This window comes from Clostridium magnum DSM 2767, from assembly GCF_001623875.1.
Taxonomy (GTDB): Bacteria; Bacillota; Clostridia; order Clostridiales; family Clostridiaceae; genus Clostridium_AM; species Clostridium_AM magnum.
This window is the reverse complement of the sequence record NZ_LWAE01000002.1, coordinates 525450-550659: the sequence shown is the minus strand read 5'-3', so window position 1 is coordinate 550659 and position 25210 is coordinate 525450. Positions and strand designations below refer to the sequence as shown.

Here is a 25210-nt window from a genome sequence, read left to right as displayed (position 1 = left end):
TTATCATTTTAACTGTCTACTATAAAGGGAGCATATCAAAACTTCCTCACTTATATGCATAGTTTTTATTCATAAAAATTTATAAATACCCGTTCTATAACATTATCTCTTCATCGTCTATATCATCTATACAAGGGAGCCTAATGGAAAAAATTGTTCCTATTCCTAGTGTACTTTCTATTTCTACCCTTCCCTTATGCTCCTTTATTATTTTATAGCAAACATTTAAGCCTAAACCGGTACCACTCTTTTTTGTTGTAAAAAATGGTGTTCCTATCTTCTTTAAATTTTCTTCTGATATACCTACTCCATTATCCGTTATTTTTATAAACATTTCATTAGTTACCTCTTGAAAACCAGTTTCAACTTTTAGCTTTGCATTAGTTTTATCAGCCATTGCATCTACAGCATTTTTACATATATTTAGTATAACTTGTTTTAACTCTGCCTCATCACACATAACATATCGTTCTTCTTTAGATAATTGAAAATCAACATCAATACCTTTCATTAAAGAGGATGACTTAACCATACTTTCTATAGACTGAAATACATCTAACATAGAAACTTCCATCAGTTCAGTCTCTCTTGGCTTTGAAAGAAATAGGAATTCACTTATAATTCTATTTACCTCGTTAACTTCCTCATTTATCTTTAAAGCATGCTTCTTAACATCCTCTTTCAGAGTCACAGCAACAATTAATTGACTTCGTCCTTTAATTGTTGTAAGGAAATTTCTAGTTTCATGAACGATTTCTGCTCCCATCTGCCCAAGTAGTGCCAGTTTTTCCTGTTGTATTAGTTTTTGCTGTTTTCTTTTATATTCCGTTATATCTCTGCCTATACTTATACTGCCAATTATATCACCATCAACATCTTTAATAGGAGTTGAGTCAAGTATCAGTTCTTTTTTATTACCCTTTAGAGAATATAATGATACTTGGTAAAATTGTTTTCTTGTATTATCTTTTAAAGTAACGTCAGAAGGTTCTTCAACCTTTATCTTTATCAATTCATCTAGTTTATCTATATTTATACCAATAATATCTTCTCTATTTGTTTCCAGTACTTCTTCAACTGTTTTATTACAAAGAACAATTTTTCTATTCTTATCAAGGATTAATATGCAGCTATCCACAGCTTCAAGTATTGTCTCCGTTTGTATATGTAAATTTTCAAGTTCCTGATCTTTCTTCACTTCACTAAAAAATACTAATAAACCATTTCTAACTTGTTTGGAATTTATTGATAGCTTGATGGTATCTCTCTTCATTCTTTTATAAATTCTGACTATATTTTTTGTATCCTTTCCATTTTTAAGAATTTTACTTGGAAACTTATGAGAAAACTCTTCCTCTGTAAGTCCACATAAATCTCTCCTATTACATTGAAATAATTCTTCAAACCTCTTGTTAATATATCTTATTTTACCATTAACGTCGTATTCCTTTACTGCTATTGGAAGTGCATCAAGTAAATCACTTAAAGTCTCACTGGTATATTTTAGTTCTTTGGTCGCTTTCTCTAAACTTCCATGCTCTATCTCTAATTGCTCATAGGGATAAACTATTGTACTAATAAAAATTCCTTTAAAAAGAAAGTAATAAGACGTAATTTTTAATATGTGACCAAAAGTCCATGAAATTGAATTTACAGAAGTATATAAAGTAAAACAAACCTCATAAGAAACACTCATAAGAAGAGATATAAAGATATACTTATATGTTATTACTTCTTTATAATTTATTTTATCTTTCACCTTATACAAACTCATTACATATAAAGAAATAATTACATATTCTAACATCACCTTTACAGGTGTAACTCCCTGATTTATCAGTAATATAGGCAGATAGTCACCGTAAATAAATAGAAAACAGCATACACCTAGAATTAGAACTAGTGTAATGAAAAGTTTTGTCCATTTTTTTAATTTTGATATAGTTACTTGTACGGATAACAATAAGCCAATAGCCTCCGTAGCCCTACCTAATATCCAAAACTTTGTAGAAAAATCAAAATATAAATCTTGGGTTAGATTTAACTTTAAATGATAAAATATATGCAATGAATCAAAAATAGCAACTGCTAAAAATCCAAAGCCCAGTATATTACAGCTTGCTGGATTGCGATTGTATAGATGCCATACAGATATAAATATTGATAAAGCTATAAATACACAAACTAGCTCTAAAACTGTATGGTATATGTCCACATATCTTATAAAAACATCATGTATAAATATGGAAATAAAAAAAGATAAACTTAATGTTGTTAAAAATTTCACCATTAAAGATCTAATTATTAAAGAGTTCATAGAGCTTTTTGAATTAACTTTGATACTATCAATTAACATAACTTTAAAATCCCCCCCAAGCTGTAAGAAACTATATACTATATACTATCATAAATACACATATGATGGAATACTTTTACCTAATATACATTATATTGAAAAAAATTCTGATTAAATGATATAATTCTCCACATATTTAAATCTAAATACACTTTTTCAGCTTAGTTAAATACTAAAAGGGAGTTGTTGTAAAACTACTTTAAAGTAATTTTTCAACAACTCCCTTTTAGTATTTATAAAGCTTCTGTCTTCCATATCTATATTTTAAGAGCCTCTGAACCATTTTCTATGCACATTTTTAAAACAGTATCTTTTCTAAATCCAATATTCTCAAAATATTTTATTTCATCGAAGATTCCAGAAACTTGTCCAACACAGTATGCACCAGCATCACTTCCAAGGGCGATTTTAACACCTATTTCGCAAGCCCTTCTTATATTTTCAGTCTGTATATCATATACTTTTCTTATTATATCTAGTTGATCTCTAAAATTTGGATCCTTAGCACGAAGTATATTGCCAAGTGGAGAAAGAGTCGGTACCCATACCATCTTTTTTTCCGCCATTTCATATAGTTCTTTATCAGAAATAAGAAAACCATGTTCTATGGTATCAACTCCTACTTTTATTGCATCAGATACTCCTTTACTGCCGTTAGCATGTACCATTACTGGAACTCCATATTCCTTTGCACTTTTTACCATATATTCTAGCTCATCATATGTAAAGGCCACCTCTCCCACATCACCAAGTTTATTAAAATTCACTATTCCTGTTAGTATTATTTTAAGGTGATCTAATTTATTTTCTTTTAAAACCTCAAATTCTCTTTTAAAATCATCAATTCCAGAAATAGATCTTCCTAAAAATGATCCATAGTGATCTTTTTTACAAATTCCAAATATCGGAGTTCTATATATTATTCCTTCTTTTGTTGCAATTTCCCGTGCTAGACAGGAAGCAAATATTCCATCTCCACCATCCCTTAGTGCAAGTATATTATTTTTTTTATACTCTTTTAAAATCCTTGTAAGGCAGTCTATTTTAAAGTCGATTGTGGAGCTATTCCATTCCTTTTTTTTGAATAATGTATTATGAGCAATGTGTATGTGGCAATCAATTATCAATAAAAACACCTACCTTGTTGAAGACATTCTTTTAAGAACTCCTTACTATGTTTCCCAATTCATTAGGCAATTTGTGAAAGTTATTCAAATACTGATCTAACATTTTTCAATTCTTGACGAATTGAAATACCCTGTGGGCAATGAGTTTCACATTTACCACACTCTACGCAACTTGACGCCTTCTGCTGAGCTGTAAGGAAACGATCATAGCTCTCCTCTTTGCCGAACATATGGTAGTTATTATAAAAGGTGAAACATTTAGGAATATTCACTCCTGCTGGGCAAGGCATACAGTATTCACAGGCTGTACAATTTACTTTCATTTTATTCTTAATAATAGTTTTTACTTCCTCAACTATCTTTAATTCCTTTTCTGTCATTGAGTTTACCTCTACTTCACTTGCTGTCTTTATATTTTCCACAACTTGATTCATCTCATTCATACCGCTTAAAATAACAGATACTTCTGGATGATTCCATACCCATCTCAATGCCCAATCCACTGGAGTTCTTTTTATATCTGCTTTATCAAAAGCATTTTTAGCTTCCTCTGGAAGATTGGCTACAAGCTTGCCACCTCTTAGCGGCTCCATAATTGTAATTCCTAAACCTCTTTCAGCAGCATATTTCAAGCCTTCCGTTCCCGCCTGAAAATCCTCATCTATATAATTATATTGTATTTGGCAGAATGACCAATCGTAATAATCTACTATTTCTTTAAACAAATCTATTTTATCGTGGAATGAAAATCCTGCATATTTTATTCTTCCATCTTTTATAGCCTGATCTAAAAATTCAGCAATACCTGCTTGTTTTAATGTATCCCATACTCCAACATTAAGATTATGCACTAAGTAAAAATCTATGCTATCTGTGTGGAGTCTCTGTAATTGATCATTTAAGTATTTATCCATATCTTCTCTTGTTTTTATCAACCAGCTAGGAAGTTTCGTAGCTATTTTAACTTTTTCTCTGTATCCATCCTTTAATACTTTTGCTACAAAAGGTTCACTTTGTCCACCTTTATGCATACCTGTTCCATGGTAAGGATACGCCGTATCTATATAATTTACTCCCTCATCAATTGCATAACGAATCAACTTCATTGCCTTTTCTTCATCTATTTTAGTTGGATCCCCTCCTGGAAGAATTGGAAGCCTCATACATCCAAATCCCAAAGTTCATACCATTTCATTTGTCTTTCCAAATTTTCTGTATAACATCATACTCCTCCTTTAAATTAGAGTCTCATTTCATATATCATACACCTTATAGTACACTCTAAGTCAATAGCTTACTAAAAAATATTTAAAGAAAAGCCTATACTTTAAAATAGTAGTAAGATTAATTTTGAATATATTAAAATTGGAAAAGACGAAACAGGACATTCTACTTATACCTATTCAGAAAACTCACCTCTTCATCAATTATTAAAGGTATTCTTAAATAGAAATTATGAGTTTAAATCCATTCGAGATTCAACCGTTTTTTAATGCATGAAGGAGGCATATTTTAGTCATCAGTACTAAAATGTGCCTCCTTACTAGATTTTAATTTTTTTTACTCTATCCTAATGTAACCCTAAACTGCAAAGCTTACTTCTGAATTAAGGAATTTGCTGCATCACTGCTTATTACTCCTTCTCCTCCAAATATAATTACATTCTTTACACCATGTTTATTTAATAATTCTTTCTGTCTAGTTATATCTGCATTGTCTACAAGCAGTATACTAGAATTCCTCCTAGCAGCTAATAAAGCTCCGCTTAAAGCATCTGGGAAATCCTTTCCGCTGGCTACACTTATAGTATCAGTATCTAGATTAAAATAATCTACTATCTTCATTGAAGTTTCGTATCTGTCATTTCCACCTAACCTTACTATATTTATGTTTCCATTTATGTTTTTAATCTGATCTTCAATATCAGCACTAAGTGACCCAGTTCCTCCAATAATATACACATTTGTTGGCTGAATATTCTTTATATCCTTTATAACATTAGTTGATAGGTTATCCTTTTCACTTAGTAACACTGGATAACCCTTTAAGGCTGCAATACTTGATATACTGAGTGCATCTGCAAAACCATTTCCGTTCGCTAAAACCATAGAAGTCCCTGAAGCTACATTCAGATTATCAAAAATCTGCTGGTTTGTTTCATAACGGTCATTACCGGCAATTCTGATTACCTTATATCCTTGGGATATTAAATAATCTGAAATATCAGTACTGACTACTCCTGCACCGCCTAATATATAGATGTTTTTATCTTTACTTAAAGTACTAGTGATGTAATCAAGCACATTTTTACTTTCACTAACAGATTTATTTACTAGAAGCATTGGTGCATTATACTTATAAGCTAAGCCTTCACCTGAGAGGGCATCAGGGAAGCCATTTGCTGTAGTTAGCACAACTGCATCTGGTGCTTTATCTGCAAACTGTTCTTTTGCAATTGCTATAGAGGTTTCTATTCTATCAACTCCTGATACTCTTTTTACATTTTCTGAAGCTTTAGCTATTACAGGTGATACTACTGGCGTTGCTGTCTTTGCTGCTGATGAACTGCTGCTTGAGCTACTACTTGAACTACTACTTGAACTACTACTTGAAGACTTCTCCATAATAGTAAAGTCTGTAAAATGCGTTGTATTAAAGGTGTATACCATTAATTCTTCATTAAAGCTTCCGCCTATATCAGCCCAGCTATTGGAAGCAGTATCAAAATAAAATGCAGAAATTTTTGATCTATTCATTCCATTTATATCGTCACTGCTAAGCTTAATTGTTACTGCTACAGTTTTATCACTTGCAAAATTGTGAATAGGTGCTATTACACTATTATTAGTGTCACAAACATTCATGTTAAAGGCAAAAACTTTACCGATGCTCTTAGTACCTTGAGGTACCTTTCCTAAAATGGCATTAGCCTCTGCAGCAGGCACTATATTTTTAGAAACCTGTAGTGCTGCACCGTCACCTAAACTACTTAAATCTACTACACCTGCTACTACACCTGCTGGTATACCTAAGCTAACTGCGTCAGTATCAATGTTAAAACTTGCTGAAGCATTTGCTGGTATCTGTACCTGAATCTTACTTTCAAGTTTTGGCTCTCTAATTTGAATAATATTAACAAGGTTATTATTAATTTTTGATGCATCAAATCTAGCCATTACATTTGAGTTGCTGTCTGTTGTTATTTCAGGTTCTATTAAATTGATGTCTGGTGTTTGAGTATTTTCTCCTGATGAAGCACCACCTGACCCTGAACTACTACTTGATCCAGAACCACTATTATCTGTTGAATTGGCTGTATCAACTTTACCTGCTTTTGCTAAAAGTGTAGTTCTATTATATCGGTCTGAAGCATCCTGAACTACCATCTGATTTGTAGTGCTATCTTCAACTTCAGTAATCATATTGCTTGAGAGTACACTGTCCACAACCTGTGCAGCTGTAGTGCTATCCACTTTAACTCCATTTATTGTTGGATAAGCAACAAAACCAGCATCTGTCTTGCTAACCAAGAAGCTAAAATTCTTTTCTCCAGTCCATGCTAAAATACCGTTATCTGAGTCAGTAATAGTATTTCCATTTAAATCAATTAAACCTTGCTCCTTAACTAAAATAGCTGCTGAAGGTGAACCATCCGGTATACCTTTATATTCGAAATAAGCGTTTCCGTCAGCATCCTTAAGATATTGTTGACCTAAAGAACTATCATTACTAGAATTCCAGCCAGTGTTTACAGCTCCTTTATAACCTTTAAAAATACTGTTTTTAACTGAAATATTTCCAAAAGCATTTAAGATTCCATACCCTGGATTACCACCTCCATCAAAAGTACAGTTATCTATACTTATAGATATAGGCATATACGTATTTCTATATGTCTTATCAAGTACAGTAATCAAGTTGCTGTATTCAGAAGTAGATGCAGCAATTGCAGCTACCTTAAAGCTTGGAAATTGGCAATTATTTGCGATAAATTGTTCTTCTAGTACCCCTGCCTCAAGTAAAATACCATATTGACAATTTTCAGCATTTATTATCTTTACATTATCAAAGGTAATTTTAGATCCTACAGACCCCACGGATAAAATCGGACCAGTTTTATGATTCATATCTATTGTTACATTTTTTAATGTAAAGGATCCATTATTTACAGGTAGTATATTAAATAAAGCACCATAAAAATCCGCCTTTATAGTTTTACCATGGCCATCAATAGCTAAATCTTGAGGAATAGACCCACTAGTACCATAAAGCTTATTTGTTAAAATAATACTATGTTGAAATACAATAGTTTTCGCTATAGAATCATCAAATTTTGCAGCAGTGTTAATATTTATGGTTGGGTCAAAATTTAAAGTATAACTTTGTACCATATTGGGATTATGCAAAAATTCATTTCCTATAATAACCTCATCATTTACTATATTCCATTTTACAGTTACAGGAACTGTTACTGTTCCTGTGGCTGTTTCTGTTTGATTTGTAACACTATCAGGAAGAGCATATTTTATTGTACCAGTAAGGTTTACAGTCACACCATCTTTAATTGGGTTACCGTTTTCATCCACAAAAGGATGAATTTCTGTATCTCCACGACTTGCACTATATGCATTTGATATTTTTAAAATATCTGGTCGATCGCTTGTCCAGGTTATACCATAGTCTCCATAATTGAATATCCCCTGAATTGGGAGTAATATTTTCTGAGTCACAGAATTCTGACTGTCGCCAGACGCAAACCGTATACCCGTACCGTCAAGAGTATTATCCAATTTATTCAGATTTGTATAAATGGAATCTTGAGTTTCTTTAACTAAAGTTTCCATGCTATCAATAGTGGCATAACAAGGCGCTGAATGAATAACAACTGGTTGACCTGTAGAAGGATCAATTGTACTGCCTATGTTTCCCAACATATCTGTTACCGATGTAATAGTATATGCATACTTTACTCCAGGTTTTGGATCGTTATCTGTATATAATGTCCAAGTATCTACAGCATAGTTTAATAACTTAGGATAATCTTTATAGGATAACGTTACTGTCTTTACATCGGTAGGGTCATAAAGATTAACACGCTGAAGTACCATTTCCTTTACACCACAAACAGTGCTTCCTTTATATATATTTAAAGTAATAGATGTAGCAGTTCTTGAATAATTATTAACTGTAAAATTTGATGGAGAATATACATAATATTTAACCCCTAAAATTATATCCTTTCCATTTGTATCAAAACCAGTTATATCTACGGTAGCTGTATGATTAACCGAATCAATAGTTGTAGTAATCATTTTCCAGTACTGCCATATCTCAGAAGCATCTCCAAGATGGAGTGGGGTAAGCATATAGATAGCTACCTTGCTGTCATTTAAAACATTGTACTCCCCACAATCCGGCACATCATCTGGTAGTTCAGTGGGCAGATTATATGGAATTGTTATTTTAACATGATTAGTATCTCCACTGCCGGCTCCCTTAAGAGTAAATCCGTAAATTCCACCTGCACTTTTTACCATATCGTCAACACCATAGAAAAATCCCTTATTAGGCATACCAGATGGATCAGCTACCCTCTCTCCACTTGCATCTCTAACAGTAACATTGTTAGCTTCACCTTCTCCAGGTGTATTTAAACTCACTGAAGTTACCTTTATTCCATCTGCAAGAATTGTATCAGTACCCTGAGTTAGAGGTGCTGAATTTCCTATACCATAAGTAATAGACTTTTCTGCTATTTCACTTGCTGACCATGGTGCATTTGCTTTATATCTTACCTGAATCAGGCTCTTATCTTGAACTAAATTCAGTCCATCTGCACTTACTGAAGCTGAAGTACCTGTGACACTTAAATCCTTCCAATCACTATAAGTTTGTCCATTTTCAGCTATTCTATACTCCATATTAGCTGCATTTTTAGTAAGTCCATTTAGAACTAAATTATTTTCACTAAGCACAGCTTCAGTAAAACTTGGTGCACTATTTGAAGCATATTCAACAGATATTGCCGTGCTTGTAACAGTTGGTGTGCTGTTATCAGTATTAGCATACCCTACCATGATTTTACTATCAGCTGTAAGTGCTACATTCGACACCGCTATATTAGCTGTATCATCTGTGTAAGAAAATGGTTTCCAATTAGCATCATCAAACTTTCCGTCTATTGCCAGGTTATATTCTGAGTTCTGGCCTGGAGTTAATCCTTCAAGACAAATAGTACCGCCTCTTAACTCAGCTTTTGTTAACGTTGGATTCGGTCTAGCTTCTGTTTTGAAAGGTATGACTACATCCTGTTTAATACAAGCTTTAACTATATTAGTTTTATTTATTTGGCTAATATATTTTTTTACTACTAAATTATAATTAGTATCATAGGCTAAAGAATTATTCGTACTTACTTTTATAGTTGTATCCGTCCCTGAAACATTCGCTGGATCATTGTTATTGTATACCGTTATCCCAGTAACAGCATTTCCATTCATATCCTGAATCTGAACCAAATCACGATTCATCACCGTAGTGCTTTGCTCACCAGTAGTCGGATCAACGGTACCTCTAAAAAGTCCAAGCTTACCTATACTGGTGTTTATGGAAAAAATAGCATTTACCGGAACCTTTTGATAAGCTTCCGTAAAGCTGGTACTCAAAAATTGCCCGATATTAGCTACTCCTGGCGCAGCTTCAACTGCCTGGATTTGATTCGTACCATTAAAATTAACACTAACCACATATGCATTAGCCAGAGCATCCAGAGGATCATCTGCAAAAGCCACAGCAGCTTGTGAAAACACCATAATGGTAGACATTACTGCTCCCAACAGGGACTTGGCTGTTTTTTTTCTTATTCTAAATTTTAAGGACTTAATCATCATAGTCCCCCCCTTTATTAATTGGTTCGAATATAGATGGTTAACTTTATATTCGAACTTATCATGATAATAACTTCGTTGAAGCTTGGAATCTTTCAAAATGAATTAATTAATGTTTAAAGTTAACCATCCTTAAAGATGACAATAATAAGTTAACTACATATTATTTATCCTAGCATTGTATTAATTGGTTGTTTGAGATACATAAGGTGAAAATCCACCTTCTTCATCATAATAATTTGCAGGAACAATTCTAAAGTAATAAGTAGTTGCTGAAGTTAGCCCAGTTACTGTACAAGTGTTAGTTGTACCATTGTGACTAACAGTATCTGTAGATTTAACAAAATTAAAATAAGGATTTGTAGAATAATAAACATGGTAATGGTGTGGTGCAGGTCCGCTTTCGTCTGTTGCCACATCTGACCATGAAAGACTTACACTATTTGTTGTATATCCTGTAACAGTTTGTATAAGATTTCCTAAACCAGCAGGTGTATCCTCTTGGCCAGTTAAAAATGTAGTTTGGGAAGGAGTATCCGCAAGCACATTGTTAACACCTCTTATTTGCGGTAATACCAATTTATAGTAGTAATTGTAGGATAAAAGATTATATGTTGGTGTAGTGTTTTTTCCAATAGTCAACGGTAAAAATAAACAAGTATGAGCATCGTTGATTTGCCCTGTATAATATTCAGCTCCATCTGTGCTGTTAGTATCAAGGGTTGTATCCATGGCAACGTCAGTATAAGGATCCTGATCATCATTATCAGATGATTTCTGAAGCTTCATATCAGATAAGTGAAAATTTTCGTAATTAACATCTATAGGAATATCTGAGATGGCCTCAACATTATCAGATGTACCTACATAGTCAGCTGTAGGAATCAATGTCAATTGTGGGGCTCCACTATAGGTGCCATCGGAATTAGGAGTCTTAAAAAAGAACTGAACGTCTGAATGTAACAAATAATTCCCTAGGGACAAATAAAAAGAATTTGCCATTTGAACTGTGCTGCTAACAGTTACTTTATATCTAGTATTGTATGATAAATTACTGCTTGTTGTTAAGGTAACTATTGTACCTGTTTGTGACATTGGATTAGTCCACCCGGTGCCGCTAGTAGTGCTCATATTGCTTATAGTAACAGGTGAGCCGCCTTCAGTTTCTATTTTAAACTGTCCTTGATTTGGGTAGTATAAACCTTTGTCAAAAAACACCTTTAATGTGGTTTCGTTAACATATTCATAACCTAGAAAATTTACTGCCTTAATGATGCCCTTTACATTATCTGCATGTGCCACTACAGACATTAGTAAAGTCATCAATGTAACCATTGTAACCATTGAAATAATTAGTAAAAGTGATTTTGGATTTGTGATTCTTACTGTTTTTTTCATAATACCCCCCTTGTATTTTTAATAAATTTTCAACTAACATCTTTAGAAATTAAATTTCTAATCAAATACACTCAATAAAACCACCCCCCATAATATCTAGTGTAACCTTGTGCATAATTCACAAGCCTTCATTTCACTAGCCCTGACAGGGCTAATTTGATAACAATTTTATATCTGTTGATGCAACCTCTATTAAAGCTAATACAATGAAATTTCTAATCTTATAGAAATTCTTACTAATACAAATGAATGATTTTTACTTAATGGCAGTTACATTATTGCTGATAAAGGTTATAACTCAAAACAAAATCATAGTTTTATCCATGATTCTCTTAAGTGTCTTGCTTTTATTGTCTTAAATAAACGAGGAACTAAGAGAAACAAATTAACATCTAAAGGAAATATCATTTGTGATGGCGGCTTAGGAATGCACAACGTATGAAAACGCCATTATTAAGTCATAAAAAACTATGAGTATATTTTTATAAATTTACTAAAACTAATAAAAATAAACAAAACGTTCTACACAGTTGTATATTGTAATTTTATATTATGTTTTTGTTTGTTATTGTTAATTTTAGCGCAATACACAGATACATTTGAACATTTTTATCATATTTTGTATCATTTTTACTAATTTAACAAATAAAAAAAAGATAGAGTCCAGATTGCTGTACCTTAGACTCTATCTATGAAGTGTAAACTTGAATCAGGTGGGGTTTCAAACTCCACCTGATTCTTAGTTGAACGAATCCAGGGACGCAGCCGCTCTTTACTCCCACTTTGAAGAAGATGGGAGTATTAGAGCGGGTAGTCATCGGATAAAATTTAGTTTTTAATATTTTTCGAAAATACCTAACTACATTTTTCAGCTATACATTAATGTAACTTTATGTTGTTTTTTTACAAAGCAGTAGTTTTGAATGGGATAATAACATCATTCGGAACAGCATCCTGAATTTGAACCAAATCTCGGTTCAATACTTAGTTGAGTTGGATAAAAATTACCTAGCCAAGCAACAGTTACAAAAATATTAGATATACTCTTTGAAACAAAAATTGAGTTCTAAACAGTATCACAAGCTATAATATCAACACCAGTATCTCCTACATTTGATATAATAATACTTCCAATCTCAAAGGGTTTTCTATGGTTATTTTCCGGCAACTTTTCATAACAGCATGAAGTTTCTCTTTCGGAATAGCACCATCTGTTTTTACCGGTAAAAGAACCCGGCCCTGCCCTTTCACCTTAACCGTTGTTGTAAGGACACGCATTGGATTTTGAATTTCTTGCAGACCGTATTCTTTTCCCCTCTCGCATTGATACCCGCTTATTGTCCAGCTTTTATTTAACTCTCCTTTAAGCAGGCATCCATTTGGGCATAGAATGCAAATTCTGTATTTTTCCTTCTCTATATCATCAGGCAGATTTGGGTCTCCTTTTCTGTCGCTGTTTATTTTTTCATATTTTTTGTTAGATTCCTCAATATTAAAAGCCTCTTCTCCATTTCTTCTCTTTATATATTTAGCTGCTGAAAGTCCGGTTTTTTCACCCTCAAAGGTTACAAAATCAACTAGATCATGAACTTTTGTAACATTCCCGCAAGCAAATATACCATCAACATTTGTGCATCCTTTGGAATCTGTCAGTATACCCGCATTAATTTCATTTATCTTTATACCAGCCTTTTTAGCTATCTCAGACTCAGGCAAAAGACCTGCTGCAAGAAGTAAAGTATCACAGGGAATATACTTCTTGGTGTCTTTTCTTGTATTTCCGTTAGGATCTATTTGGGCAATGGTTACGCCTTTTAATCTCTTCACTCCATGTAAAGATGTGACTGCATAACCACATTTCAGAGGAATATCAAAATCGCGGATACATTGTACCATATTACGTTGTAAGCCATTGGCTTCTAAACCTAATACCATCTTAACCTTAGATCCTTCCAATGTCAGACGGCGTGCCATAATAAGCCCAATATCTCCCATGCCAAGAATGACTACTGATTTCCCTGGCAAATAATTCTGAATATTAATCATGTGCTGCGCCGCTCCTGCTGTATATACTCCGGACGGACGAGTCCCTGGTATTCTCAGCGCTCCTCTCGACCTTTCTTTGCATCCCATAGCCAGAATGATTGTACCGGCTTTTATTGTAACAGCTCCTAGTGTTTTTCCAACACAGGTGATTTCCTTTTTATCATTTATCGCCATAACTGTAGTTGAAACATAATTTTCTATATTCATATCAGAAAATAAACGACGATAATATGCGGCATATTCTGGTCCGGTCATGTTTTTCCCAAATATATGTAAACCAAATCCGTCATGTATGCATTGCGGCAAAACGCCTCCTAAAAAGCTCTGTTGCTCCAAAACAACAACACTTTCTATACCCGCTTTCTTAGCAGCTACAGCTGCTGCCATCCCAGCGGGACCACCTCCAATTATTACAATATCATAATATTTTTGATTCATTATTTAACCTCCCCTGCAATAAGATAGCTGCCGGGAGTATTTTTTAGTACCTTTTGAGGTGGTATACCAAGCTCTTTACTGATGATATCGATTGTATGCATGGTGCAGAATCCTCCCTGACACTGTCCCATTCCTAACCTCAAACGTTTTTTTATACCATCAAGACTTGTTGCGCTAATTGGTCTTCTTATAGCTCTTATAATGTCTCCCTCTGTAATACCTTCACAGCGGCACACTATTTTACCTTCTGCCGAATTTTCCAAAAGCATTCGTTCCTGTTCTTTTGGTGTTTGTTCCAAGAACTTTTTTATACCTTCCCTCTTTGAAATAAAATTTCGGTTTTCTTCAAGTATCAAGCCTTCTTTTTGCAACAGTTCAACAATTATACCTGAAAGAGCAGGAGAACAGGTCATTCCTGGATTCTTTATGCCAAGTGCACTTACAAACCTTGATGCAGATACCCTTATAACAAAATCCTTTTCTTCTTTAACCACATTTGTAATATTGGCACGTAATCCCGCAAAATTGCTTATAATTCTAGACATATCAAAGTTAGGTAAAATCTTTTTTGCTACTTTTTCAACATGGGCAAGCCCTTCTTTTGTTGTTTCTGTATGTCTGAAATTGGGCACAGATTCTGCAGTAGGTCCTACAAGCAGATTACCATCTATTGTTGGAGTTAAAAGAGTTCCGCCTTCATTATCCTCTTGTGCCTGATAGATAACATGACTTACCCAAGAGCCTGCTTCTTTATCAAGTACGTAATATTGCCCTCTTTTTGGCTTAATAACAAGATCAGCAGGTTTAACAAAGGCTTCAATATTTCCGGCAAACCCACCTGTTGTATTTACAATATATTTGGCTTTTATATCTTTGTTATTTGTATGTAGTATATAATGTTCATCAGTGCTTTCCAACGAGATTACTTCTGTATTAAAACGATATTCCATACCATTTTGAACAGCTGATTCTGCTAATGCTACAACCAGTTGAAAAGGAGATATGATTGCAGTAGAAGGTGCATACATGGCCTGAATAACCTTGGGACTAATGAGCGGCTCCATCTCTAATACCTCATCTGTTTCCATCATCCTCATACCTATAACACCATTCTTGATTCCTCTGTCCCACACTTTTTTAAGATGATCTTTTCCCCCCTCATGAAAAGCGACAAAAATTGAGCCTCTCTGTTCAAAAGGAACATCAAGCTCTTCACACAGCTTTGGAAACATTTCATTCCCTTTGACACAGGCTGTTCCCTTCAAGCTTCCGCCTCTTGGGTGAAAACCTGCATGAATAATTCCGCTGTTTGCCTTTGTCGTTTCTTCTCCCACATCATATTCTTTTTCTAATACAACCATATCTAGTTTATAACGGCTCAGCTCTCTTGCAACCATATTTCCTAAGACACCGCCGCCAATTATTGCAACATCATACAATTGAAACACTCCTAATCTATATTAAAATATTAACTATCACTGACTGATTTCTTCTCAAAATTTAATTTATGAAAATATATTACAGTAAAAAATAAAATCCCCCCTCTATTACTTACTCCATCTTTGCAGAATGGCAGCAAGCAAAAGACTTATCTGTCCATCTTCTAAATATACAATTATAACAAGCTATAACTTCCTCTTCTATAACTTCCTCATCCACATCAAACCTAAAAAATGGACACTTCTCTGCTTCCTTTATTACTTCAGGCCAACTATCTTTTCCCCCTAAAAATTCTCTTTGTTTTTTTTCATTTACAATCCACATTAAGCTTCATCTCCTCATATTCCCTTAATTGCTGCTTTCCACAGGTCTTCCACCTAGCTCCATTACCTTCAATATCTACTTTGTCAACTAAAACAACTGCCTGTCCATTTATCAACATAGTCTTTACTAATTTTCCTATTACTACTTCTTCATTATCTTCTAAATATTCACCCTGTATACATTGGACCCTATCAATGTTTTTGTAAGAACAAAGCTCTGAAACTTTTATAATACTATTTGAAGTTTTAACTTTATGAGCACCTTTGAACCAACCATCATTTCCACTTAATCTAAGCCCTGCTCCAGCAAGAGCTCCAATAACTCCCAGACCGCTTCCTCCATGCTCGGAAAGATGTACATTTAGTTCTTTTGCCAAATCATAAGCATTTTCTTTACTTAGTATCATTCTTTTAGCCTTGTAGCCAAACTCTATAAGCCTTTTATCATCACTTAAATCATCAACAACAACTACACATAATCCAGGATCTGATTCTGGTTCACTTTCATTCTTTAAATAATCACCAGCATAACTTATTATATTTTCCAAATGTTCTGGCTGAATTTCCGCTGAAAAACACATAGAACTGTTATGAGAAGTATATTGTATTTCTCTATGAAGAAGCAGTTGATGTCTTGTTACAGCGCATGCTTTCCCCCAACCACAGCTTTCTATATTATCAGCTATATTTTCTGCCAATTCTCCTGTTCCTCTGCTATCTATACTATCTGTGTCATCTATACATACAAGAATATTCATGTTTCATCCTCCTAAACTTTAATTCAAATTTCACTTCATATTATAAAACACACAACTAAATTAATTATTACTCCCCCAATAACTATTATGTCCATTCTTTTATAAGGAACATTGTAAGAAACCTTTGAACTTGACTTACAATCATAGCACCTGCTCTCCATAGCAACAGCTAAATCATTAGCTCTTTGTAAAGAATTTGCCAAAATAGGTATTAATACAGCTAGTACACTTTGCAACCTAACAAGTAAGTTTCCTGATTCAAATTGAGCACCTCGTGATTTTTGGGCACATTTTATATTATCTACTTCTTCAATGATAGTTGGCATAAATCTTAACGCTATACTTATAATCATAGCTAACTGATTAATTGGAATATTCAACTTTTTCAACGGGGAAAACAATACTTCTAACCCAAATATTAAATTCATTGGTGATGTTGTCATAGTCAATATTGTAGAACATAAATAAATAGCAATTAAACGAAATATCGTAAGTATTCCTTGATAAATGCCTTCTTTTGTAAAGCTTAGTTTCCATATATGAAATAACTGTTCACCTTGAGTAAGAATGGCTTGAAAAAATAAAGTAAACATAAAAATTAACAGCAAGGATTTCATACGAAAAAAGAACTTAAAAATATTTATTTTAGACAAAATTATGGCTAAAATTAAAGTGCATATATTAACTAAAATAATTAACCAGTCTGAATTTATTATGGTAGAACAAACAATAAATAAACAGTAGATTATTTTAGCTCTTGGATCTAACTTGTGAATAAGTGAGGTTCCTCTTATATATTGTCCTAATTTAATTTCTTTCATCTTTAAATCCTTTCAATAAATTGTGTAATTCCATTTCAATTTCTTCTATATACATGCTTTTAGCATTTATATTTCCGAAGGTTTCCGACAACTTATGCATAAGCTGAATATAGTCAGGAAACATATTAAAATACATTTTTTGTACATTTTTTTCACTTAGAACCTGATGTGTTTTTCCAAAAGAAATTAATTTTCCATCCTTTAATACAGCTATATGACTGCATAATTCAATTAACTCACTTATATTATGAGATACCATAATTATAGTTGTTTTACTTTCTTTCTTTATTTTTTTTATAATATCTATAATTTTTTCACGACCTAGTAAATCTAAGCCAGCGGTGCATTCGTCTAATATAAGTATTTCAGGTTCCATAGCTAATATACTTGCTACAGCTACTCTTCTGCGTATCCCTCCACTTAAAGAAAGAGGTGAAATACTTATTATGGACTCATACTCCAATCCAACTTTTTCTAACGAACTCTTGACCCTAACTGGAATTTCTTCTTTAGAAACTTGTAAATTTTTAAGTCCATAAGCGATTTCATTGAATACTGTATCCTCAAATGTCTGTTGTTCCGGAAACTGAAATACAATACCGACCTTTTCCCACAATTCATTTCTATACCGTTTGTCACATATATCCTTACCAAAAATTTTTATACTTCCATCCGTAGGCTGTAATATTCCGTTAAGGTGTTTTATAAGCGTTGATTTTCCTGAACCATTCTCTCCAATAATTCCAATAACATCGCCTGTCTCCACCTTAAATGTTATATTATCAAGGGCTTTACGTTCATAAGTAGTACCTGTACAGTATTTGTAGGTTAAGTTTTTTGCTTCAATAATTGGCATATAAATTCCTCCGCTTGATTTAAGGTTACAATCTTTTCATCAATCTTATGTCCTCTCTCCCTCAATTTATTAAGTAGATAAACTATTTTAGGCGGACTAATACCTATTGCTTTAAGTTTTTCAGGATTAACAAACAGTTTCCATGGAGTATCATCAAGATATATTTCTCCTTTATTTAATACAATTAATCTATTAGCCTCTGACACATCTTCCATTAGATGAGAAATTAAAACAATAGTTATACCAAACTCCTTATTTAAATATTTTAATACATCTATTAATGCACTTCTGCTTTCGTTATCCAACATAGATGTAGGCTCATCTAATATTAAATAGGAAGGCTTCATTGCTAAAGCAGATGCAATAGCAACCTTTTGTTTTTGACCACCAGATAGAAGATGTGGGGAATGATACCTAAATTGTTCCAGGTTTAAAACTTCTAAAACCCAATCAATTCTTTCTTTCACTTCTCTATAAGGGAGTCTTAAATTTACAGGACCAAAGGCAATATCCTCTTCAACAACAGGACTAATTATCTGATTGTCTGGATTTTGGAACACCATACCAACTAAGCTTCTTATTTTCTTGATGTTCTTTCTATTCATAGTATTCATTCCATTAATCACAACTTCCCCTGTTGAAGGAAGAATTAAGCCGTTCATCATACGTGCAAGTGTGGATTTCCCCGAACCATTCATTCCTACTATACTAACAAAATCTCCCTGCTCTATAGTAAGTGTAATATTCTTCAAAGCTATATTTTCTGTACAATTATTAGGACTAAATTTTTTCCATACATTATTAAAAGTAATTCCTTTATCCTTCATTTTTTCACCTATATAGAATATATGTGATTTTGAGGACTACAACCTCATTTTAAGATTGTACTCCCCAAAACTACAATTTTTTAGCTTATTTACTTTTGCGTTAATGCTTTTACTGTATTACTATTTACTGCCCCTTCTCCACCAAATATAATTATATTATTTATACTATTTTTCTTTAGTAGATCTTTCTGTTTAGTTAAGTCCATATTATCTATAAGCAGTATTGCTGTTTTTTTTCTTGCAGCTAATAATGCACCACTTAAAGCATCTGGAAAATCAGTTCCACTAGCCACAGTTACAGTATCACCAGTAGATTTAAAGAAATCTACTATTTTCATTGAAGTTTCATATCTGTTATTTCCACTTAATCTTGATATTTTTATATTCTCATTTATGTTTTTAATCTGTTCTTCAATATTAGTACTAAGTACTCCGGTTCCTCCTATAATATACAGGTGTGCTGGATGTATATTAGTTATGTCACTTACAACATTGGCTGGTAGGCTATCCTTACCACTTAACAATATTGGGTAACCCTTTAGGGCTGCAATACTTGATACACTAAGTGCATCTGCAAAACCATCTGCTGATGCTAAAATAATAGTTGATCCTTTAGCTACATTCAAATTATCAACAATCTTCTGATTTGTTTCATAACGGTCACTACCGCCAATTCTGATTACATTATACCCTTTGGAGGTTAAATAATCTGAAATATCAGTACCGACAACACCTTCACCGCCTAATATATATACGTTTTTACCTTTACTTAAATTGTTTATAACGTAATCCAGCACATTTTTACTTTCATTAACAGATTTATTTACCAGGAGCATTGGTGCATTATATTTATAGGCTAATCCTGCACCAGACAGTGCATCTGGAAAACCATTTGCCGTAGTCAATACAACTGCATCCGGTGCTTTATCCTTAAATTCTTCTTTAGCAATTGCTATGGAAGTCTCTGTTCTACTACTTCCCGCTATCCTTTGCAAATTCCTAGGCACACTTGCTGTGGAATGTTCTGTGGTAGTAAATTCAAAAGAATATGTCATTGTAGTCTTATTATCGTTATTAAAGGTAAAACCCTTTTGTACTTCAATAATATAAGTAGTAGAAGGTTTAAGAAATGTGCTTTTCAAATACAAACCTAACGGAACCCTGCCCTGAACTTGTTTAAAGTACCAGTCAGTAACTTCCATGTATCTATTAGCAATTGGCTGTGTAACTTTATTCGGCAGTGACACTATAGTACCAGTTTCCTTCTCATAAAACTTCACATAATTATTCAAGTTATCTACAAAAGTATTGAAAAAGCCATTAGTAAGATATATAGCAAGATTTATATCGTCATAATCCATTAAATTATCAAAACGATATTTCAATTTTGGTACAGACGGATCATATTCAATTTCAGTAGCTGATGGCTCAATATCAACCAAGTTAACTCCTGATACAAAATTACCATTTATCTTCATATCAGTAAAACTCTCCAGCAGCGTTCCATCCTCTGCTGCAATACTGCCCTTTGTATAGCTTAGAGTAATCACATCTGTTGGCACGTATCCTTTGAGAACGGATAGATTCAGTATTATTTGTTTTTTGTCACTACTCATAGCAACGTCTATAACAGGATAAGTATAAGTAATTTTACCTGCATTTACTGACACTGTAAACTGATCTTCAGTTCCTGAAGGATCTGCCATAGCTCTATCAAAGGCCAAGGTTATTTTTTTACCTATATGATCTGTACTTACACTTACAATAGTAGGTGCATTGGTATTTGCTCTTACAGGCTGAGTATTTAATAGTAGAGATGAGAACAACATTATTACAGTTAATAATAAAGCTAAAAAGGACTGCTGTTTTTTTGTTCTTTCATTATTTATTTTGCATTTTATAATAACCACCCCATTCCTTAAAGTCTGAAACTTAAATTTCATCTAGGCACTAAACTCCTATGATGAGTTTAGTACCTAGGACCTTTTTATATTGTATAACTTACTTCTCCATTAATGAATTTGCTATATCACTGCTTATTACTCCTTCTCCCCCAAATACAATTACATTCTTTACATCCCGTTTATTTAATAAATCTTTTTGCCTAGTTGTATCTGTATTATCTATAAGCAGTATACCTGAATTTCTCCTTGCAGCTAGCACAGCTCCACTTAAAGCATCTGGAAAATCACTTCCGCTAGCTATAGTTATATTATCAGTATCTAAGTTAAAATACTCTGCTATCTTCATTGAAGTTTCGTATCTGTCATTTCCACCTAACCTTACTATATTTATGTTTCCATTCATATTTTTAATCTGAGCTTCAATATCAGCACTAAGTGATCCTATTCCTCCTATAATGTACAGGTTTGTTGGCTGTATATTAGCTATATCATTTATAACATTAGTTGATAGGTTATTCTTTTCACTTAATAACACTGGATAGCCCTTTAATGCTGCAATACTTGATACACCGAGTGCATCTGCAAAGCCATTTCCATTTGCTAAAACAATAGAAGTCCCTGTAGTTACATTTAGAGTATCAAAAATCTTCTGGTTTGTTTCATAACGGTCATTACCGGCAATTCTGACTACCTTATATCCCTGAGAGATTAAATAATCCGAAACATCATCACCCACTACTCCTGCGCCTCCTAATATATAAATGTTTTTATCTTTACTTAAAGTACTGGTGATGTAATCAAGCACATTTTTACTTTCATTGACAGATTTATTTATTAAAAGCATTGGTGCATTATACTTATAAGCTAATCCTTCACCTGATAGTGCATCCGGGAAACTATTTGCTGTAGTTAATACAACTGCGTCCGGTGCTTTATCTTTAAATTGTTCTTTAGCAATTGCTATGGAAGTCCCTATTCTATCAACTCCCGCTAACCTTTTTATATTTTCTAGTAAGGCTGAAGACTTTTCCATAATAGTAAAGTCCGTAAAGTGAGTAGTATTAAAGGTATATGTCATTGATTTTTCGTCAAAGCTGCCGCCAATATCTACCCAACTCTTGGAATCAACATCAAAATAAAATCCAGAAATTTTTGATGTATCCATTCCTTTAATATCATCACTGCTAAGGTTGATTGTTACTGCCACGCTTTTATCGCCTGCAAAATTATGAATATCGTTTATTACATTATTGTTACTGTCACAAACAGCCATACTGAAAGTAAAGACCTTACCAATATTCTTAGTTCCCTGAGGTACATTTGCTAATAATGTCGCAGCATCAGCTGTAGGCATTAGATTCTTAGAAATCTGCAGTATTGTACCGTTACTTAAGCTGCTTGCATCTATTACACCTGCTGGTATGTTCAATTTAACTGAGTCAGTATTAATTCCAAAGCCTGCTAATCCCTTCTTCACAGCATCTACAGGTATCTGCACCTGAATCCTACTTTCAGGCTTTGGCTCCTTAATTTGGATTTCGTTAATTACATTATCCTTAATTTTTGATGAATCCACTGTAGCTACCACATTTGAGTTGCTGTCTGTTTTAGTTTCTACAGAAATACTTACTGAAGGTGTATTTGCAGTTGCCCCTACTGCTCCATCCTTCACTGTGGTGAAAGTAACAACAACTCCTTTACCATTTGTAGTATCACTAAGAACTGAACCCATGTTTCTAGCTAAAAGCTTAGGACTCACTATAATTTTATAAGTTTCCCCAGGGGTTAAAGAACTTACTGGCTTAATAAACACATTACGTCTTTCCTCAAAATTCCCCTCACCAGTAATCTCCCCAGTTTCAAAATCCATCCCATCATCTATACAAAAAACATCTATGGGTACTGTCTCTCCAGAACTATCCTCTAAAGTAAAACAAGCTTTATTCTGTTTCCATACAACTGAGTTAGCCAAATTCTTATCAAACACCATTTTTATAGTTGGCAAAAGTGGAACACTAGTGCTATTATCTACAGATGCTCCAGTTGACGAAACGTCATTAGTAATTGTAGTCAGGTACGATCCAACATACTTTAATGGCTTAGGAATGCCAACACCAAAGCCAATTCCTGTTCCATTGCCTGAAGTAGGATTGGTAGTACTTCCACTAGAACTTCCTCCTGAGTTGCCACCAGAACCTACTCCACTACTGCTTACAGTTTTAATCATCACAGTCCAATAACTAAATTCTGAAGTATCAAAAGTTATAAATCCATCACTTATGGCAGCGGAAGCCTTGTCTTCCCATTTACCGGTGGTGGTATTGAAGCGACAAGCTCTTAGAGTCTGATTATCTGACAAACTTAATCCTGAAGGTACAGGAATAGATACTGTAACAGGATTATTAAAGCTTGTTATTTGCTGCACATCGCTACTTAAAATAGCTGCAGCACTTAACTTGAAAGGAACAGCAGCAGAGCTGAAAGTACCTCCTGAAAGATTACTCAATGTGCTGTCTGTAATTAATTGTGTTTTGGTTGCTTCATCTACTGAAATACTTCCAATTTGAAGTTGTGTTATATCATTAAGAGTACTTGTCCCTAATATAAGATCCGCTGGTTTTAATTGAAGCTTTACATTGTTACTATTAGTTAAAACCATAGTTTTATCTTTAATTTCTTGAAGTAATTGATTATCAATAGCTACAATACTGCTAGAGGAAGTAGTCATCACCACATCATTAGAAATACCTGCAGCTGTAGTAACATCAGATGAAATAGCATGCTCTTTTATTACAACCTGCTTGGTACTTGAAACAGTGGTTCCAATTGCTGTCCCCTTAATGGTGATAGTACCTGGAGATGCAAAGGGCTGAACGGTTAGAACTCCTGTATTACTGATACTTATACCTATAGGATTATCAGCTACTGTCCAATTGATATTCTGTCCTGACAATTGGTTCCCACTCTGGTCATAAACCGTTGAAGTAAATTGTTCATCTACCGGTGTAGATGCAATCTCAATAATATTATTAGGACTGTCAATGTTTATGTCAGTTGCAGTATTGGATGGATCTGCTTTAGTAGTAAACTCAAAATAATAAGTCATTGTGGTCTTATTTTCATTATTAAATGTAAAACCTTTATCTATTTCAATTACATAAGTGGTTGAAGGCTTAAGCACTGTACTTTTTAGGTCTAGTCCTAAAGGAGCTCGATTTTGAATTTGCCAGAAATACCAGTCAGTAATTTCCATATATCGATTAGTAAGTTCACCCGTTTCTGGATTTATTCCAACAGTAACTTCATTAGGAAGGTCAACTACTGTACCAGTATTTTTTTCGTAGAACTTCACATAATTTGCTAAATTACTTTCAAAAGTTCTAAAAAACCCATTTGTAAAATACCAAGCTAACTTCACATTGTTATAATCCATCAAATTATCGTATTGATATTTCAATATAGGATTTTCTGGATCTGATGTATCATAGCCGATTTCAGTAGCAGTGGAATCAAAATCAATTATATTTAACCCTGAAAGGATACTGCTGCTAACCGGCTTACTTACAAAACTATCTAAAAAGGTTCCATCCTCTGCTTCAATACTGCCTTTTGTATAATCAAGAGCAATATTTAGTGAGGATGAATATGCTATTGATTTAGACAAATTCAGTTGTATTTGTTTTTCATCACTACCTAAAGCTACACTCGTAACAGGCATAGATGTAGTAGCGCCACCAGTTATAGAGACTGCAAACTGATCTTGTGTTCCTGAAGGATCTTTCATTGATCTGTCAAAGGTCAAGGTTATTTTTTTACCCATACGATCTGTACTTGCACTTATGATTGCTGGTGCAGATGCATCTGCCCTCACTGGCTTTATATTCACCAGAAGAGATGAGAACAGCATAATCATAGTTAATATTAATGCTAAAAAGGATTGCTGTTTTTTTGATTTTTGATTTTTTATTCTATATTTCATATAAAACCACCTATCTATTTAAGTCGGTGACTTAAATTTTATTTTAGGCA

The 25210-nt window shown here is 33.6% G+C and carries 14 protein-coding genes; all 14 read right to left on the bottom strand.

The genetic code is table 11. The features are described 5' to 3' along the window. Positions 1–94 precede the first annotated feature (94 nt). Complete coding sequence (locus CLMAG_RS10070; RefSeq protein WP_082831868.1) at positions 95–2356, bottom strand: MASE3 domain-containing protein; 2262 nt, start codon at positions 2354–2356, stop codon at positions 95–97. A 257-nt stretch (positions 2357–2613) separates the two neighbouring features. Continuing rightward, positions 2614–3492, bottom strand: a complete 879-nt coding sequence (locus CLMAG_RS10065) for an amidohydrolase family protein (RefSeq protein ID WP_242872996.1) — start codon at positions 3490–3492, stop codon at positions 2614–2616. A 71-nt stretch (positions 3493–3563) separates the two neighbouring features. Next, complete coding sequence (locus CLMAG_RS10060) at positions 3564–4646, bottom strand: aldo/keto reductase (protein ID WP_242872995.1); 1083 nt, start codon at positions 4644–4646, stop codon at positions 3564–3566. A 432-nt stretch (positions 4647–5078) separates the two neighbouring features. Then, on the bottom strand, positions 5079–10373 hold the full coding sequence (locus CLMAG_RS10055) for a cell wall-binding repeat-containing protein (RefSeq protein WP_082831867.1): 5295 nt from the start codon (positions 10371–10373) through the stop codon (positions 5079–5081). A gap of 180 nt (positions 10374–10553) precedes the next feature. Further along, entirely contained in the window at positions 10554–11768 is a 1215-nt protein-coding gene (locus CLMAG_RS10050; protein ID WP_066621660.1) for a fibronectin type III domain-containing protein, read from the bottom strand. A gap of 1107 nt (positions 11769–12875) precedes the next feature. Further along, positions 12876–14252, bottom strand: a complete 1377-nt coding sequence (locus CLMAG_RS33195) for an FAD-dependent oxidoreductase (protein WP_066621659.1) — start codon at positions 14250–14252, stop codon at positions 12876–12878. Continuing rightward, positions 14252–15691, bottom strand: coding sequence for an NAD(P)/FAD-dependent oxidoreductase (locus CLMAG_RS10040; protein ID WP_082831866.1), 1440 nt, complete (start codon positions 15689–15691; stop codon positions 14252–14254). Before CLMAG_RS10040 ends, CLMAG_RS33195 begins: the two co-directional genes overlap by 1 nt. Positions 15692–15803: 112 nt before the next feature. Continuing rightward, a complete protein-coding gene (locus CLMAG_RS10035; RefSeq protein WP_066621655.1) occupies positions 15804–16016 on the bottom strand; it encodes a hypothetical protein in 213 nt (70 codons plus the stop codon). Continuing rightward, on the bottom strand, positions 16000–16773 hold the full coding sequence (locus CLMAG_RS10030) for a hypothetical protein (protein ID WP_066621650.1): 774 nt from the start codon (positions 16771–16773) through the stop codon (positions 16000–16002). The genes CLMAG_RS10035 and CLMAG_RS10030 overlap by 17 nt, the downstream gene beginning before the upstream one ends. Positions 16774–16808: 35 nt before the next feature. Continuing rightward, positions 16809–17594, bottom strand: coding sequence for an energy-coupling factor transporter transmembrane component T family protein (locus CLMAG_RS10025; protein WP_066621648.1), 786 nt, complete (start codon positions 17592–17594; stop codon positions 16809–16811). Further along, positions 17581–18450 (bottom strand): ATP-binding cassette domain-containing protein, encoded by an 870-nt coding sequence (locus CLMAG_RS10020; protein WP_066621645.1) that lies wholly within the window; start codon positions 18448–18450, stop codon positions 17581–17583. Before CLMAG_RS10020 ends, CLMAG_RS10025 begins: the two co-directional genes overlap by 14 nt. Continuing rightward, positions 18423–19277, bottom strand: a complete 855-nt coding sequence (locus CLMAG_RS10015) for an energy-coupling factor transporter ATPase (protein WP_066621643.1) — start codon at positions 19275–19277, stop codon at positions 18423–18425. Before CLMAG_RS10015 ends, CLMAG_RS10020 begins: the two co-directional genes overlap by 28 nt. Positions 19278–19366: 89 nt before the next feature. After that, complete coding sequence (locus tag CLMAG_RS10010) at positions 19367–21220, bottom strand: cell wall-binding repeat-containing protein (RefSeq protein ID WP_066621641.1); 1854 nt, start codon at positions 21218–21220, stop codon at positions 19367–19369. 58 nt (positions 21221–21278) lie between these two features. Continuing rightward, positions 21279–25160 (bottom strand): cell wall-binding repeat-containing protein, encoded by a 3882-nt coding sequence (locus CLMAG_RS10005; RefSeq protein WP_066621637.1) that lies wholly within the window; start codon positions 25158–25160, stop codon positions 21279–21281. Positions 25161–25210 lie beyond the last annotated feature (50 nt).